Source organism: Streptomyces sp. NRRL S-350 (genome assembly GCF_000719705.1).
Classification (GTDB): domain Bacteria; phylum Actinomycetota; class Actinomycetes; order Streptomycetales; family Streptomycetaceae; genus Kitasatospora.
Genome location: NZ_JOHO01000012.1, coordinates 30,486 through 44,501, shown reverse-complemented (window position 1 = coordinate 44,501; position 14,016 = coordinate 30,486). Strand labels below are relative to the sequence as shown.

The 14,016-nt window shown below is 69.9% G+C and carries 15 protein-coding genes; 8 read left to right on the top strand and 7 right to left on the bottom strand.

The window, feature by feature from the left end; translation table 11 throughout:
* Nucleotides 1–9: 9 nt before the first annotated feature.
* Together IF30_RS41465 and IF30_RS0114370 are read right to left on the bottom strand one after the other, a co-directional pair.
* Nucleotides 10–222 carry a DUF397 domain-containing protein gene (locus IF30_RS41465; protein WP_037899987.1) on the bottom strand — a complete coding sequence of 71 codons (213 nt, stop codon included), beginning with the start codon at nt 220–222 and terminating at the stop codon, nt 10–12.
* Between the two features lie 30 nt (nt 223–252).
* Nucleotides 253–1,098 carry a helix-turn-helix domain-containing protein gene (locus tag IF30_RS0114370; protein ID WP_030237232.1) on the bottom strand — a complete coding sequence of 282 codons (846 nt, stop codon included), beginning with the start codon at nt 1,096–1,098 and terminating at the stop codon, nt 253–255.
* Nucleotides 1,099–1,372: 274 nt separating this feature from the next.
* On the opposite strand from IF30_RS0114370, the gene IF30_RS47755 reads away from it, so the two are divergent.
* Genes IF30_RS47755 through IF30_RS0114350 form a run of 4 tightly spaced genes read left to right on the top strand, consistent with a single transcriptional unit; the run spans nt 1,373 to nt 3,408 of the window.
* Entirely contained in the window at nt 1,373–2,077 is a 705-nt protein-coding gene (locus IF30_RS47755) for a hypothetical protein (RefSeq protein WP_030237229.1), read from the top strand.
* Complete coding sequence (locus IF30_RS47750; protein ID WP_051710267.1) at nt 2,074–2,565, top strand: ATP-binding protein; 492 nt, start codon at nt 2,074–2,076, stop codon at nt 2,563–2,565. The genes IF30_RS47755 and IF30_RS47750 overlap by 4 nt, the downstream gene beginning before the upstream one ends.
* Nucleotides 2,565–2,858, top strand: coding sequence for a hypothetical protein (locus tag IF30_RS0114355; RefSeq protein ID WP_030237223.1), 294 nt, complete (start codon nt 2,565–2,567; stop codon nt 2,856–2,858). The genes IF30_RS47750 and IF30_RS0114355 overlap by 1 nt, the downstream gene beginning before the upstream one ends.
* A gap of 55 nt (nt 2,859–2,913) precedes the next feature.
* Nucleotides 2,914–3,408 (top strand): hypothetical protein, encoded by a 495-nt coding sequence (locus IF30_RS0114350; protein ID WP_030237219.1) that lies wholly within the window; start codon nt 2,914–2,916, stop codon nt 3,406–3,408.
* A gap of 111 nt (nt 3,409–3,519) precedes the next feature.
* On the opposite strand, the gene IF30_RS0114345 is transcribed toward IF30_RS0114350, so the two are convergent.
* From IF30_RS0114345 to IF30_RS41455, 5 genes are all read right to left on the bottom strand, one after another.
* Nucleotides 3,520–3,960 carry a hypothetical protein gene (locus IF30_RS0114345; protein ID WP_030237216.1) on the bottom strand — a complete coding sequence of 147 codons (441 nt, stop codon included), beginning with the start codon at nt 3,958–3,960 and terminating at the stop codon, nt 3,520–3,522.
* Nucleotides 3,941–4,180: a hypothetical protein gene (locus IF30_RS0114340; protein WP_030237214.1), complete on the bottom strand. Its 240-nt coding sequence runs from the start codon at nt 4,178–4,180 to the stop codon at nt 3,941–3,943. Before IF30_RS0114340 ends, IF30_RS0114345 begins: the two co-directional genes overlap by 20 nt.
* A gap of 14 nt (nt 4,181–4,194) precedes the next feature.
* Nucleotides 4,195–5,109 (bottom strand): replication-relaxation family protein, encoded by a 915-nt coding sequence (locus IF30_RS0114335; RefSeq protein WP_051710264.1) that lies wholly within the window; start codon nt 5,107–5,109, stop codon nt 4,195–4,197.
* Nucleotides 5,110–5,309: 200 nt separating this feature from the next.
* Nucleotides 5,310–6,290: a hypothetical protein gene (locus tag IF30_RS43540; protein WP_051710259.1), complete on the bottom strand. Its 981-nt coding sequence runs from the start codon at nt 6,288–6,290 to the stop codon at nt 5,310–5,312.
* A gap of 313 nt (nt 6,291–6,603) precedes the next feature.
* Complete coding sequence (locus IF30_RS41455; RefSeq protein WP_051710256.1) at nt 6,604–7,584, bottom strand: hypothetical protein; 981 nt, start codon at nt 7,582–7,584, stop codon at nt 6,604–6,606.
* Between the two features lie 436 nt (nt 7,585–8,020).
* Here IF30_RS41455 and IF30_RS0114315 point away from each other — a divergent pair, with 436 nt between their 5' ends.
* Genes IF30_RS0114315 through IF30_RS41445 form a run of 4 tightly spaced genes read left to right on the top strand, consistent with a single transcriptional unit; the run spans nt 8,021 to nt 13,996 of the window.
* Entirely contained in the window at nt 8,021–9,445 is a 1,425-nt protein-coding gene (locus IF30_RS0114315) for a hypothetical protein (protein WP_051710250.1), read from the top strand.
* Nucleotides 9,446–9,465: 20 nt separating this feature from the next.
* On the top strand, nt 9,466–11,361 hold the full coding sequence (locus IF30_RS0114310) for a hypothetical protein (RefSeq protein WP_030237198.1): 1,896 nt from the start codon (nt 9,466–9,468) through the stop codon (nt 11,359–11,361).
* Nucleotides 11,358–13,508 carry a hypothetical protein gene (locus IF30_RS49290; RefSeq protein WP_030237196.1) on the top strand — a complete coding sequence of 717 codons (2,151 nt, stop codon included), beginning with the start codon at nt 11,358–11,360 and terminating at the stop codon, nt 13,506–13,508. The genes IF30_RS0114310 and IF30_RS49290 overlap by 4 nt, the downstream gene beginning before the upstream one ends.
* A complete protein-coding gene (locus IF30_RS41445; RefSeq protein ID WP_037899984.1) occupies nt 13,505–13,996 on the top strand; it encodes a hypothetical protein in 492 nt (163 codons plus the stop codon). The genes IF30_RS49290 and IF30_RS41445 overlap by 4 nt, the downstream gene beginning before the upstream one ends.
* Nucleotides 13,997–14,016 lie beyond the last annotated feature (20 nt).

Genomic DNA, 14,016 nt, shown 5'->3' with positions numbered 1-14,016 from the left:
CTGCTGCGGTTACACCTCGAGCGCCTTGGCGAAGTCCGCGAGCGCCCGCCACTGATCCAAGGACAGGTGGAGCGTCGGCCCGTCGGGGTCCTTCGAGTCACCGACCTCGACGTGGCCCGGCTTGATGCGCGACCGGCGCCAGCGGACGCAGTCTCCCGTCTGACCGCTGTAGGAACTCTTGGTCCACTCCTTCGGAACCTGACGAGGGGTGGTGCTGGACATGGCGGTCCTTTCGAAGTGGAGCTGGGCGGTTCAGGCAGCGCGTACGAGCTGTTCGAGGAACTTCCGCGTCGCGCTCGGGTCGAGCGCGAGGTCGGTGATCTGGGCCATCGCCTTGGCGTAGGTGTCCAAGGACGCCTCGTCGTCCAGGTAGAGGGTCGTGGCGAGGGTCTCGATGGTGGCCACCCGCGCCCCGTCTGGGAAGTCGAGCACGGAGAAGGCGCTGTCGAGGCCGACGTGCGCACCGCGCTCCGACGGCAGGACGAGCAGCGTGACAAGGTCGGGGTCCTGGGCGAGCAGGTGTCGGATCTGTGTGCGCATCACCTCGGCGCCGCCGACCGGAGTGCGCAGCGCGGCCTCCCCGATGACCGCGGTCAGCGGGGTGGTGACCCGGCGCTGGCGCTCCTGGCGGACCTGCACCAGCGTCTCGGCCTGCTCGATGCCGTCGTGGACGATGCCGACCCCGGCATGAAGAAGGGCCCGCGAGTACTCCTCGGCCTGGAGACGGCCGGGGATCAGCAGCGGCTGCCACGTCCAGACGGAGCCGGCGGTCTCCTCCAGCCCCAACAGGTTCTTCAGAGCGATGTGCAGCGACCGGGCGTAGGACTGCCACCAGGTCGGCGCGGTCAGGCTCCGGACGGTCTCTTCCAGCGCCGCGCGGACCTTGCGGTCGTCAACGCCGTAGACGTCGAGCAGTGCCCGTACCACAGGCACGTCGATCCTCACCGCTCCCCGTTCCAGGCGGCTGAGGCGGTCGATCTTGATACCGGCCGCCGCAGAGGCGACCTCCAGGGTCATGCCGCACTGCTCGCGAAGACGGCGGAGGATCCCGCCGACACGCATCCGCCGGTAGTCCTGCTCGCTGCTGGTGGTGGCCACGGTCTCTGCTGCTCCTCCTGGTCGCGGTGCCCGCTCAGTGTGACGTGTCAACCGGCGGTGACGACGTTCAGGGTGACGGTGCGTCACATTCTGCCGGTGGGCGGCCTGTGAGCCAACCATAGGGCGCTAATTAGCGAATCGCGATATTGACGACTCGCTAATTAGCGAGCACAGTGGAGTGTGCTAGCTCAAGGTGACCAGATGATCGCTTTAGGCGATGTCTGTCTGCGCCGACCTGCCCCCCGGCAGCCCCCAAGACGTGGCTGGAGCCCCGATGAACCACATCACCGCTCTCATGGAACCGCCCACCGCCCCGCGTGCACCGGCCGACCGCTCCCGCCACGAAGCCGACCCCCTCCCGATACTGACCACCGCCCCCGCCGCAGAGGCCAAGGGACGGGACTGGCTGGCCCGCACCAGCGCCGACCCGGCCGCCTGCCTGGCGGCCTGGCGCATCCCGCACCGCCTCGCGCCCCTGCGCATCGCACCGGGCAGCCCCTGGCACATCATCAGCACCGACATCCGCCTCGGCGACGGAGCCCTCCAGTCGCTCGCCGCCATCAACGCCGCGCCCGGCCCCACCTTGCTCACCGAGACCAGCATCTGCTTCTGGGTGCCGCGCCTGACGGCCAGCTGGACGGACGACCTTCTCTCCGGCGTCTGCGACACCCCCCACGGACCGTGGCCCTGGGGCACGACGCTGACCGTGCACCTGACCTCCGACAACGACACGGTCCTGCCGTGCCCCGCCCCCGGCAGCGACGCCCGCAAGTCCCGCTGGGTCCACGCGCCCGACGGCAGCGGCGACCTCACCTACGCCGGAACCCTGGCCACCGCCCTCCACCACTCCTTCCGCGCCCTGTTCGCGGATGCACCCGCGGAACCGGCCCCCCATCCGCCGCGATCCCCCCGGCCGCCCGCCACGGCCGACCACTTCGCCGCCTTCGCCGGGTGGCCGCACCACAAGGAGGCGCCGTGACGTCGCCGGCCCCGCTCAAGGAACAGACCGACTGCGCCCCCGCCCCCTGGAAGCACCGGGTGGAGAAGCTGTCCCCCGAGCACGTCCCCCAGCTGCGCAAGCGCACCACCGAGTACTGCACCAAGGCCCGGGCCTCCCAGGGGCGGCTGGCTGACCCGCGCGCCCTCGCCGACGTCGCCGTGGTGGTCACCGAGATGGTCACCAACGTCCTCAAGCACGCCACACCCCCAGGCCAGCCGGTGGACATGGGCCTGCTGCTGATGCTGGACGGTGACGACGTCCTGATCGTCGTCACCGACCCCAGCCCGGACGGACCGATGCTCGACACCACCGAGCCCGGCCAGGAGGAAGGCGGACTCGGCCTGGGCCTCGTCCGCGACATCACCCTCGACCGCTGGGGCTGGCACCCCCTGCCCGTCGGCAAGGCCGTCTGGGCACAGTGCCCGCTCCCCGTCGTTCCCGCCGAACCGAACCGAACGGAATCGTGATGGCCCCGCCCAGCCCCACCATGGCCACCGTCGCCGAGAAGCTGCCCAGTGGCTTCCGCCTCTCCGACGGCCGGACGCTGCTCACCCCCCGTCCCGTCGGCCAGCAGGAAGTCTCCATCGGCTGCTGGATCAGGGTCGACGGTTGGCCGTGCGAGGTCACCAACATGCTCTGGCGTTCGGGCGGAGGACGGATACTGCACCTGAACGCGCAGGGGACCACCGTCGTCATCCCGGTGCAGTCCTTCGAGACGGTCGAGAAGTACACCGTGCTCGCCACCCCCGTCCGGCGGTAGCCCGGTGGACCTTCCCCGCCCGCGGCGACACCCCGACCGCGCCCAGGCCGCCGCAATGCCCCCTGTCCTCTGGCTGGCCGGCGTCCTGGGCGCGCAGCGGCGCGACCGCACCGTCGTGCGGTGGCTGGCCGAACCGGACCGCCTGGTTGCGATGCCCACCGGGATCCGCTGGAACGCGATCTCCCTGCCCTCCGGGATCGGGCTCCCCCTGCTCGAGTCCGCGCTCGACGGACCGAGCGCCCACCGGATCGGGCCGGTACTCCACGACACCCGCGCCGACGGGACCGTCTGGCTCATACCGCCCGACCAGGAAGCTGACTGGGCGGCCCGCCACCCACTGGTCGACCTGCTGCGGGACGGGCACCCCCTCGACGTCCCCGACCCCGAACGCACCTGCGAGGCGGGCAGCCCACCCGTCCACTGGGCTCACTGGCCGAAGGTGAACGGCACGCTCACCTCGACCCAGTGGCTGCACGCGGCTCTTTTCGCCCGCGAAGAACCGTGCCACCTCGACTCTTTGACCAGCGGTCCGGCCGGGCCGCCCCGCTGAGACCACCAGCTCAACATGCGCAGAGGCCTGGGTGGACTCCCCAATTGGGGAGCCCACCCAGGCCTCTGCCGTTCCGTTTCTACCAGGTGCCGGTTCGGGCCTGGACCGCGGTCACAACGGCTGGTGAGCCAGGACGGCACGGATGATCTCCGCCCAGGCCGCCTCGTTGGACACCGGGGGCGTGGTCGCCCAGACTCGCGCGAGGTCGGCGACCACCCGGCCCACCTCGCGAGCCTGCCCGGCCAGATCCTCCTCCAGCCGGTCGGCATCACCGTCCACGGCGCCGGTGACGATGACCCGGCCATGGAGGAAGTAGCTGGCCCCGATGTCCATCCCGCGCCAGGTGCTGGCCAGCGCGGTGGCCACCACGTTCGGCGGCAGGCCCTCGTTGGTCGCATTGCCGCCCAGCCACATCAGCGCCCGCGGGTGGTAGACACCCCGGTCCGGGCTCCCGCCGAGGCGGGTCGCCAGGTCCTGCCGGAGCAACGCCGGATCGTCGGGCAGTTCGATCTCGACGACCGGACCGGCCGGGTCAATCTGCAGTGCGAACATCGTGGTCTCCTGTAATCGGTCCGGCTTCGCCCGGACGTACGGTGATGGTGGTGAACTCGGACCGGCGAACCGGCCACGGGGAACCGAACAGCTGCACGCTGTCGGCCTCGCCCGGGGTCACATAGACGACGTCGTTGCACTCCCCATGGACGAGGTAGTGCCGGGTGCCGCCGTCGGACAACGTCGCGGTGGCGTGGCCGATGCTGGTGAACCGTGACATGGGGGCCCCTCCGCTTACAGGTCGGCCCAGCCGCACCGAGGGCGCTCGGCGTCGGCCAGCGGGCTCCAGATGGGCGCGGACGGACCGTGCTCCTCGATGTCCCGGAGCGTCGCCGCCCCGGCCGGGACGTTGCGCAGCAGGTTGACCACCCGGGCGTTGTCCCCGGCGGCCAGCTGCAGGTCCTCGATCCGGTTGCGCATCGTGGTCTCCGAGCCGTTGGTCAGGACGAACAGCAGCCGCGGGAAGAGAGGGTAGGAGTCCTGCCAAGCCGGCGGCGCGCCTTGGGCCTCGGTGGTGCCGCGCAGACGCAGCGGGATCGGGGTGAGCTCATAGAAGCGGGCGTAGGCCGTGAGCTTCGAGGTCAGCTGCTCGCTGACCTCCGTGCACCGGTCCAGCTCGACGAACGCGCGCAGGTGCACCCGGCCCTCGTCCGTGGTGGCGGTGTAGCGCATCACGGCATCCGGCATCAGGGCGTCCCGCCGTGCCTCGGAGAGCCGGTGGTAGACCTCCGGCACCCAGTCGCGCGGTCCGTACTCGTCGCCGCGGCGCCGGGCGTCCCGGACGAACTCCACGTGCGTCCTGACGACGTCCATCGTGTGGTCGGCGTTGAGCAGCGCCCGATCCGCGTCGAGCTTCGGCGGCGGACTGCTCATGCTCCTCAGCTCTTTGAACTCGCCCGCGACCTCCCGGCCGGCATCGGTCAGGAACCAGGTCCGCGGTCGGCCGCCCCCGAAGACCGGCCGGGTGACGTAGTCGGTCAGGCCCTTGCTGTGCAGGCCGGCCAGGCGCTTGTTGGCCCAGTTCGGGTTCTTGAACGGGCCGAGCAGCTCCCGCAGCTGCTCCGATGTGACCAGGCGGTGCTGGAAGAGCAGGGCCAGTGCCTGCCGGTCGAAGCTGTGTCCGTTGTGGCTCTCGGTGGTGGCGATCACGCCGGGCCCCTTCTCGAATCTCAGGCGCGTGTGCGGTCGGCACAGACAACCCCGGACTCCTTGACGCACCCCTTGATAGGGGTACGGGCCCAGAGCACGATTCGATAACACCGCACGTCAAGGTATGGATAGCGGTACCTTGACGGCTCGTTGGCAGCGGCGGATTCCTTGATGCCCGGCCTTGACGGTGCATCAAGGAATCACTTGCCCGAGCCGGCCTTGACCTCGTTGAGCAGCTGGCGGCCCCGCTCGGCACTGACTCCGAGCGCCTCGCCGATCGCCGCGGGCGACACCGTCGGGTCCTCGTCCAACATCTGCTGCACCTTGGCCCGACGCTCGGCCGCCAGCACGTGCCGGGGCGCGGTCCGGGGGCGGGGCGTGGACTCCACGACACCAACCGGTCGGCCGCCGGCCTTCGCCTCGCCCTGCAGGAACCGCTCGTTCTGGTCCCAGTTCCTGATGGTCGAGCGCTTCCAGTGCTTCACGCCGTGGACCACCGTGTCGGCCTCCGGGATGGAGGTGAGCTTCGCGCTCTTCCGGTTGGTGGAGGTGGCATAGGTCCGCCAGGTCGAGATGGTGGGCCGGCGATCCTCCGGCACCAGGAGGTAGGCCTCCTCAAGGTCGAACAGGTCGTCCTCGTCCTCGCGCTCCAGGGCGGCGACAACCCAACGGCCGCCGGTGAACTCCAGGCGCAGCTGGGCGTTCACCGGCCAGGCGCCCTTCTCGTTGTACGCCACCAGCTTCACGTTCACGTCGACGACCGCATCCTCTGCGGCCTCGGGCACCTCCTCGGCGGCGAACACGCTGAACACCTCGACCCGGTCGAAGCCCGAGTCCGCGGCCGGCGCGATCCGGGCGCCGTCGGCCACCGGGGCCGAGCTGCCCGCACCGGTGAAGTAGCCGGTGAGGAAGTCGCGCAGCAGCTCCAACACCGACTCGCCCTCGACCGCCAGGTTGTACACCTCGTCGGGGTTCGCCGGCGTGATCAGCGGGATCTCCCGCTCCTCGACCGCGGCGAGCAGCTGCTCCTCGTCCCAGAAGCGGGTCTTGGCGCCAGGCCGGCTGATCGGCTGGGCGCGGATCTTCTCCCAGCGGCGGGTGTTGGTGAAGGTGCCCGTGCTGACGCCGAGCAGGGAGGCGGCCCGGGCCGTGTCGGCGGTGGTGCGGTTGGCGGGGATCATGGCGGAGTCCTTAAGGAGTAGCGGGTGGGGCCGGCCCGACCGGCTGGCAACAAGACAACCGTATCGCACTAAAACCATGATCGGTACCGGTTGTGCAGTCCGCCTCTGCTCCGCCAGCCGCTCCCAGGTGCGAACCGGCACGCCCTGCCTGCCTCGCGCAGGCTGGTGACCAGCGGAAACCGCAGGCCGCGCAGCCTGTCCTGCTCTTCCCGATGCTGCCCTTGAAAGTGTCGCGGTGAATGGCGACCTGAGCGAGAGTTGGCGAACAGCATCGGGCCGGACGGCTGCTCCAGCCGTCCGGCCCGATGCCGGTTCAGGCGACCGGCAGCAGCGCCGCCCCCGGCGCCGGCGCCGACAGCGCGGCGGCCCGCGCCGACCGCCAAGCCGTCTCGAAGCCATCGCGCGCCTTGGTGGGCACGCTGGCCGGAGCGGCGACGAACTGCCGCTCGACCGCGGGGAAGCGCTCACCCCGCTGGAGCGTGACCACCCGGTCGAAGCCGAAGGCGTAGCCGTCGACGACGCTCGCGGTGTGCTCCAGCTCCCGTCCGGGAGCGGCGGCGAAACGGTCGAGCGAGGCTTTCGCCACGTGCCGGGGGAGCCCCCCGAGTCGGCGGACCGAGCGCCACACCGTTCCCTTCTTCTTGTCGTCGTAGCAGTCGGGCACCCGCCGGGTGCAGGACTGCTTGGGCAGGCCTCGGCACGCCTTGCACCGCGGGCGCGGCTCGCCGTGCTGCTGCTCGTAGGCGAGGCAGGCCGCGCAGCGCGGCCCGTGCCAGCTCCGGCACCAGGCGGAGCGGCCCGGGGTGAGTACGCGCCGCACCTCGTAGACGCTCCACGGCTCGGAGTCCAGGCGGGCGGCCAGGAGGTCGAGCGCCCGGGTGTTGCCGGCCAGGTGGAGCTGGTGGCGCAGCGAGGAGTTGGCGTAGAGCGTGAACAGCGGGTTCAGGGCCTGGGCGGTGTACTCCAGCAGTGCGGCCTCCACGATCTGCTCGGGGAAGCGCTCGGCCCGGGCCATGTGGTCGGGCAGCGATCCGCTGGAAGTCGGGTATGGGCAGGCCCAGCAGTAGCTCTTGGGCCATACCACGCCGAACCGTTGCTGCAGGTAGGCGAGCAGTTTTGGCCGATCCCATCCCCAGTTGATCAACGGGTACCAGGGGTTGCGGCCGGTCTTGCCGTAGGAGGTGTCGACGCGGGCCCGGCCGGTCTCGCCGGCCTCGAAGCCGATGATGTGGCGGTAGCTGCCGGTGAGGTACAGCTCGAACCACAGGTCCAGTGGCTCGCCCTTGCTGTGCACGGAGCACAGCCTGGCGCCTCCGTACATCGGGATGGTGCCGGACAGCTGCAGGTCGAGCAGCAGGCTCCACTCCCCGCTGGTGCGGATCGTGGTCGGGGTGCGGGTGTCGGTCAGGATCTCGATGCCGTCCTTGGCGATCGAGTGGCCGCCGCGGGCGATCTGGACCAGCCGGACGCGCTTGGCGCGCAGCAGCGGGAGGATGTGCCGCTCGGCCAGCTCGATGCTGTCGGGCCACTCGTTGCTTCTCTAGCGAGATCCGTGTTGTTGCAGATCCGTGTTGCTAGTGACGTGTACGAGAAGCGTCACCGGTTCGGGTGAACGCGTGGTTGTTGAGGCCCGGCGTGACCTGGAGCAATGCAAGATCCATGTCGTGAGATGGAAGGTGTACTTTCACGGCAAACGGGAGGGCCTTCCCCCGGAGTGCGTCGATCCAGTCGTGTTGCAGTACCAGGACGTCCTGCTGCGGGCCGAGGCCCGGCCGCGGAGGGCCGGCCAGCCCTTCCTGCTCGATCCTCTGGGCGCCCCGGATCTTCGAGTGGACAGCTGGTTCGACAGCGACGACATCCGCGACCTGGGGCGAAAGACCTGGCGGAAGTACGCGTACAGCCTTGCGGTGTGGCTGAACTTCCTGTGGGCGTACGGGCGGCCATGGGACGACGTCGAGCCGACGGCAGTGGAAGCCTTCAAGACCTGGCGGATGCTGGACGGGCGCAACCCACGCCTGGTGGAGTCGGGCACCTACAGCGACAACCTCACCAACATCCGGCTGTTCTACCTGTGGGCGGCGGACGAGTTCCAGATCCCCAACCCGATCCGGACCCGTCCGGGGCGGGGCAAGCGGCGCGACGGCACGCGGTCGGAGAAGCCGGTGACCGACCCGAAGGCGACGCGGGACCGGGACGTGAAGTGGTTCGACCCGGCCGGCTACGAGCGGTATCGGGACTGCGGCCTGCTCGGACTGACGCTGGAGGGCGACGAGGACCCGAGCTGGCGGGGCCGCAACGGGCAGCGGAACGCCGCCTTCGCGGACTGCCTCTACAACTCGGGGCTGCGGCTGGAGGAAGGCGGCTCGCTGCTGCTGGTCGAGCTCCCGCCGGACGACCCTAGCCGCGGCTTCTACACCTGCCACCTCGCCGAGCAGACCGCCAAGGGCAGCGTGGCGCGCAAGTACTGGATGTCGCGCAAGGGCCTGGTGCCAGTGCTGAACTACTGCGAGGGCGAGCGGGCCACCGCGGTGCGTCGGGCACAGGCCGCCGGACGCTACGAGCGCATGGCGGGAACCCGGTTGCTGACGCGAACGCTGTCAGGTCGGCGGGTGCGACTGGTCGGACAGGACGGCCGGGTCGAGGAGGTGCCGCTGGACTCGCTTACGCCGGAGGCCCGCCGACTTCTGCTACGCGAGACGTCTCAGGGGTTGGAGCCGGTGGCGCTGTGGCTGAACGAGGACGGGATGCCCCGGGACCCGCACGGATGGCAGCACGTCTTCACCCAGGCCAATCAGCGGCTGCGCGACGGCCTGGGGCTGGAGGGGTTCGCGGGCGCGGCCCATATGCTCCGCCACAGCTTCGCGCTGCGCTGGTTCTCGGTGGGCCGGCTGTTGTTCGACAGGAAGTTCGCGCACCTGGACGGGGAGGAACTGCGGGATCTGCGTTACGAGTTCGGCAGCACCTGGGACCTGGTGCGGCTTTTGCTCGGGCATGCGGACCAGCGCACCACCAAGGAGATCTACCTGGAGCCGTTCGAGGCATTGGAGCTGGAGTTGCTGTTGATGCATGCCGACAGCAGCGGCATCGCGGACCTGATGGCGGCGGTCTACAGCGCCGACCGGCGGGTGCTGGGCGATCCGGTGGCGACTCGGTGAGCCCGGGGCGTTCGGCGGCTATGCCGGAGGCGGGCTACGTCCCGCCGCAGCGGCTGTTCCTTGAGGACGGTCAGTGCCGGGTGCGGTTCTTCTCGGAGCAGGACCCCGATGAGGTGGCCGACTTCGACTTCGCGACGCTTCCGGTGGCCCGTCCGCTGCAGGAGGCGTTCGCCCTCGCCTTCGACGCGCACGTGGGACCTGCTGGGAAGGTGAAGGCGTCCGCTGTCGCCAGCAACACCTTTCGCTTGCTGGGCTACTTCGTCGACGTCCTGCTCCTCGACGAGAAGCATCCGCAGGCCCCGCAGGACCTGGCGCCCAGGCACCTGACGTCGTTCCTCCTGGGCAGGGGGGATGCGCCGACTGCCGGTATGGCGGTGGGGGCGCTGAGGGCTCTCCTGATGAACGTGGAGGGGCTGACGCCGCAGTTCGCCGCGAAGTGCGCGGAGTGGGTGCCGGCACGACGGGACCGGATCGGCTCGCGGGGCAGCTACAGCCCGGTGGAGGAGAAGGCGATCCTGGACAACGCGCGGAAGGTGGTGCGGGCGGCCGCGAAGCGCATCCGCGAGTCCCGCGAGGTCCTGGGACGGTGGCGCGAGGGCCGTATCTCGCGCGAGGAGGAACCTGTGCTCTACGAGTACGGCTCGGTCCTCGACATGGTCGAGGAGACTGGGGAGCTGCCGCGCAACAAGCGGGGCAACGGCCTGGCACAGTGGGTGGTCCCGCACGGCACCGTGGCAGAGTTGACCGCCCGGCTGCACCTGACCAGGGACGAGACGTGCGCGCTGGTGCTTCTGCTGGTGCGGCTGACCGGGGAGAACGGCTCGACGATCATCAAGGCGCCGGCAGCGTTCCACCGAACTGACGGCGGGGCCGGGCCGCTGGCCACGGTCCAGGTCGACCTGAGCAAGCCCCGGCGGGGCAAGCGGCGCTACATGACGGCCGCGCTGAGCGACCTGCCGCCGTGGGCGCCGGCACCGGCGGAGGAGGGTGAGCTGTCAGCCCGAGACGAGCTGCACACACCGTTCGGCCTCTACATGCTCGCGCTGGAGCTGACCGCCTCGTCGCGAAGGATCAAGGGCAGCAACCGGCTCCTGGTCTACTGGGTTCCCAAGGCCGGGGCAGGGCGCCAGTCCAAGAGCATCGAAGTGATCAAGCGCCGCAATGTGTGCGGGAGGGGCTTTCGAGACCAACTGTCGCAGGCGGCGGGGGGTGAGTGGGGCGCTCGCCTGAACCTGGTCGCCGATGAGCCCGACGAAGAGGGCAACCCGCAGCGGCTGATCGTGGGTGCCGGGCGGATGCGGGTCACACACGGGGCACGCGAGCAGAAGCCGGTGGCCCAGACCCGGGAGACCCTGGCGAACATCTACCTGCGACGGGACAAGTCGAGCCTGCGCGAGTACCAGAAGGTGGTCGCCGACGTGCTGGAGAAAGAGGTCGCCAAAGCCCGCACCGCGGGCCGCATCCCACGACTGAGTACGGCGGACGTCGCCGGGGCCCTGCGCGACCCTGAGACGGTCGCCAGACGGTTCGGGGTGACGACGGAGACGATGCGGCTGCTGGTCGCCCGGGACGCCGACACGGTGCTGGCCGCCTGCGCGGACAACAGCAACAGCCCACACAGCACGCCCGGCGAGCCCTGCCGGGCGTCATTCCTCAAGTGCTTGGAATGCCCGTGCGCCCGCGCGATGCCCCACCACCTGCCGGTTCAGGTGGTGGCCCGGGACATGATCGACGAGCGTCGCACGCACATGACAGCCCTTCGCTGGGCTGAGCGATTCGCCCTGCCCTTCGAGGAACTGGACGATCTGATCCGGTCGGCGGGCAAGAGAGCCGAGGACCGGGCCCGCGCGGCGGCGGGCCAGGAGGAGCGTGACCTGGTGCGGCGACTGCTGGACGGGGAGCTGGACGAACGATGAGCCAAGACGAAGCCGCCCGCGCGCCGAAAGAGGTCTTCCTGCCCGGCCCGGGCATGGTGGTGCTGCACAACCGGCAGCTGCGGCCCGGCACAGACCGCTCGACGCTGTCGGTGGTGGGCGACATGCGCTGGAACCTGCGGCCGGCCATCCTTGAGGATCACATGGCCTCGGTCAGCATCAACTTCGCACTGGTGCCCAAGCGGTTCCGCGACATCGCCAAGATCTACATCTGGATGGAGCTGAACTGCGAGGAGGGGCTGACGATCCTCCGCAGGGCGAACATCAACGGCAAGCTCGCCGTATTCACGATGGTCTCTCAACTCCGCAACCTTCGCGGGTTGTTGGACTGGATGGATGTACACGGGTTCACCTCGATCGCGGACGTGACACCGGAGGACCTGGAGGACTACCTCGACGCGGTGCGGGACGCGGAGCTCACCCACGGCTACCGCAGCGATCTGCTGCAGGCCGTCCGGAGACTGTGGGCTTTCCGCGAGCTGCTGCCTCCCGAGGGCCGGCTGCCTGAGATGCCGCCCTGGGGAGGGAAGGAGTCCAGGGTCCTGCTGGGCAAGTCCCGGCGGGACCGGGAGAACGGCACTCCCCGCATTCAGGAGCCCACGATGACGATGGCGGTGCTGTGGGCGGCGAGGTTCGTTGAGGACTTCGCCGAGGACATCATTGCGGCGCTGGACGAGTTCCGGCCGCTGTTCGGCTTCAAGCCCGGCCGCCACAGTCCCGGTGCCCACCGCCGGGTCCGGATTCCGGGCCAGGCCGGGGCGGCCCCGGAGGTCGGCGCCCTGATCGAGTCCTTCCGAGCGAGTGGCCGTGACCTGCCTGGCCGGCAGAGGGAGGACGGCATCTGGGAGCCGGACTGGCCCTTCCTCGCCAAGCTTCTCGATCTCGGGCTCACCACTATGCAGAAGAACCAGGCATACCGGGACATGTTCCTCACCTCCGGTATCCCCGTCGCCCACGGCACGTTCCTTGCTCTCCGGCCCCGGGGCCTGCTGGACGGCGAACCCTGGACGAAGAGCATCGCCTACGACGACGTCAAGCAGCTGGTGCGGACACTGTCGACCGCATGCTTCCTTCTGGTGGCCTATCTGACCGGCTGCCGCCCCGGGGAGGCGCTCAACCTGCGGCGAGGCTGCTTGCGTCGGGACCGGGTGACGAAGCTGTGGGAGGTCCACGGCCGGAAGTGGAAGAACGCCCGCGATGAGAACGGAGAGAAGATCCCCGAGGGGCAGTTCCGCGACGAGCCGTGGATCGCCCCCGCCCTCGTCGCCACGGCGATCGGCGTCCAAGAGCGCCTCCACGACGCCGACGTCCTGTTCCCTGTCTGGCTGGTGGCGGACGAACGCGCCGAGCATGAGGGAGGCGAGGCCCGCACGCTGGCCTCGATCAACGACGACCTGAACCTGTTCGTGACCTGGGTGAACAGCTTCTGCGACCGGCACGGCCGCAGCGATGTGGTCCCCGTCGATCCCCGGCGGCTGACAAGCTCACGCCTGCGGCGCACGCTGGCCTGGTTCATCTGCCGCCGCCCACGCGGCATGGTCGCCGCGGCGGTCCAGTACGGGCATCTGCGGGTCCAGATCACTCAGGGCTATGCCGGCACGTACGCCTCGGGTTTCCCTGACGATCTGGCGTTCGAGCGGTGGCTGTCCCGCCTGGAGGACCTGCAGGACGCAGACCGGCGTATGAAGGCCGGCGAGCACGTCAGCGGCCCCGCCGCCGACACCTACCGATCGCGGGTGAGCGGAGGGACGAGGAAGTTCGCCGGGCGGGTCCTGAGAACCGGTGCAGAGGCGCGACACGTCATGGCGAACGCCTCGCTGCAGATCTACTCCGGCAGGGGAATGACCTGTGTGTTCACCGCACCGACGGCACGCTGCGAGCTGAATCCCTCCCTCGACGACGCACGGGTCACTCCGGACACCGAGGGCTGCCATCCGGCCTGTGTCAACATCTGCCGCACCGAGGACAATATCGACGAACTGCGGGCCGAGGCAGCTGAGTTGAGGGCTGTTGTCGCTGACGAGGCGAGCCCGCCGATTCGCTGGGAGCGTGAGCGCAGGCGCCTGGCCCAGCTGGACCAGCTCATCGAGGACCACGAGCGTGGACGCATCGGAGGGGACGCGCGGTGAAGGCCGAGCAGGAACCGCCGCAGGAGTTGTGCGTCAAGCTGCGGGCGGCCGCCGATCGGCTGCTGGCCGGCACTCCTCTGCACTCCTCGGGCAAGCTCACCATCCTCGACCTGGCTGAGGAAACCCAGATCAAGCGGTGGCTGCTGACGCACAAGTACCCGAACACTCTCATGGCCAAGTATCAGGCGGAGTTCAACGCCGCCCGGCACAAGAGCGAGCCGGTCAGAAAAGCCGAGGCCGAGATCGACAAGCTCCGCGAAGACCTGGCCATGGCCCGCAGGGAGAAGCGGCAGCTGGCGGACCTTCTGGGTACCTACGCGGTCGTGATCGAGCAGTTGACCCAGGAGCGAGCCGAGGCGATCGCTGAGCGCGACGAGGCACTGGCCGCCCGGGACGCCGCGCTGGGCGTCACCGCCCTGAAACCGCCACAGCAGCGGGTGGCCCCCATCGGCAGGCCACACCGCCCACTTCCGCGCGGTTGGAGGTGACCTCAGGACCGGATTCCGCA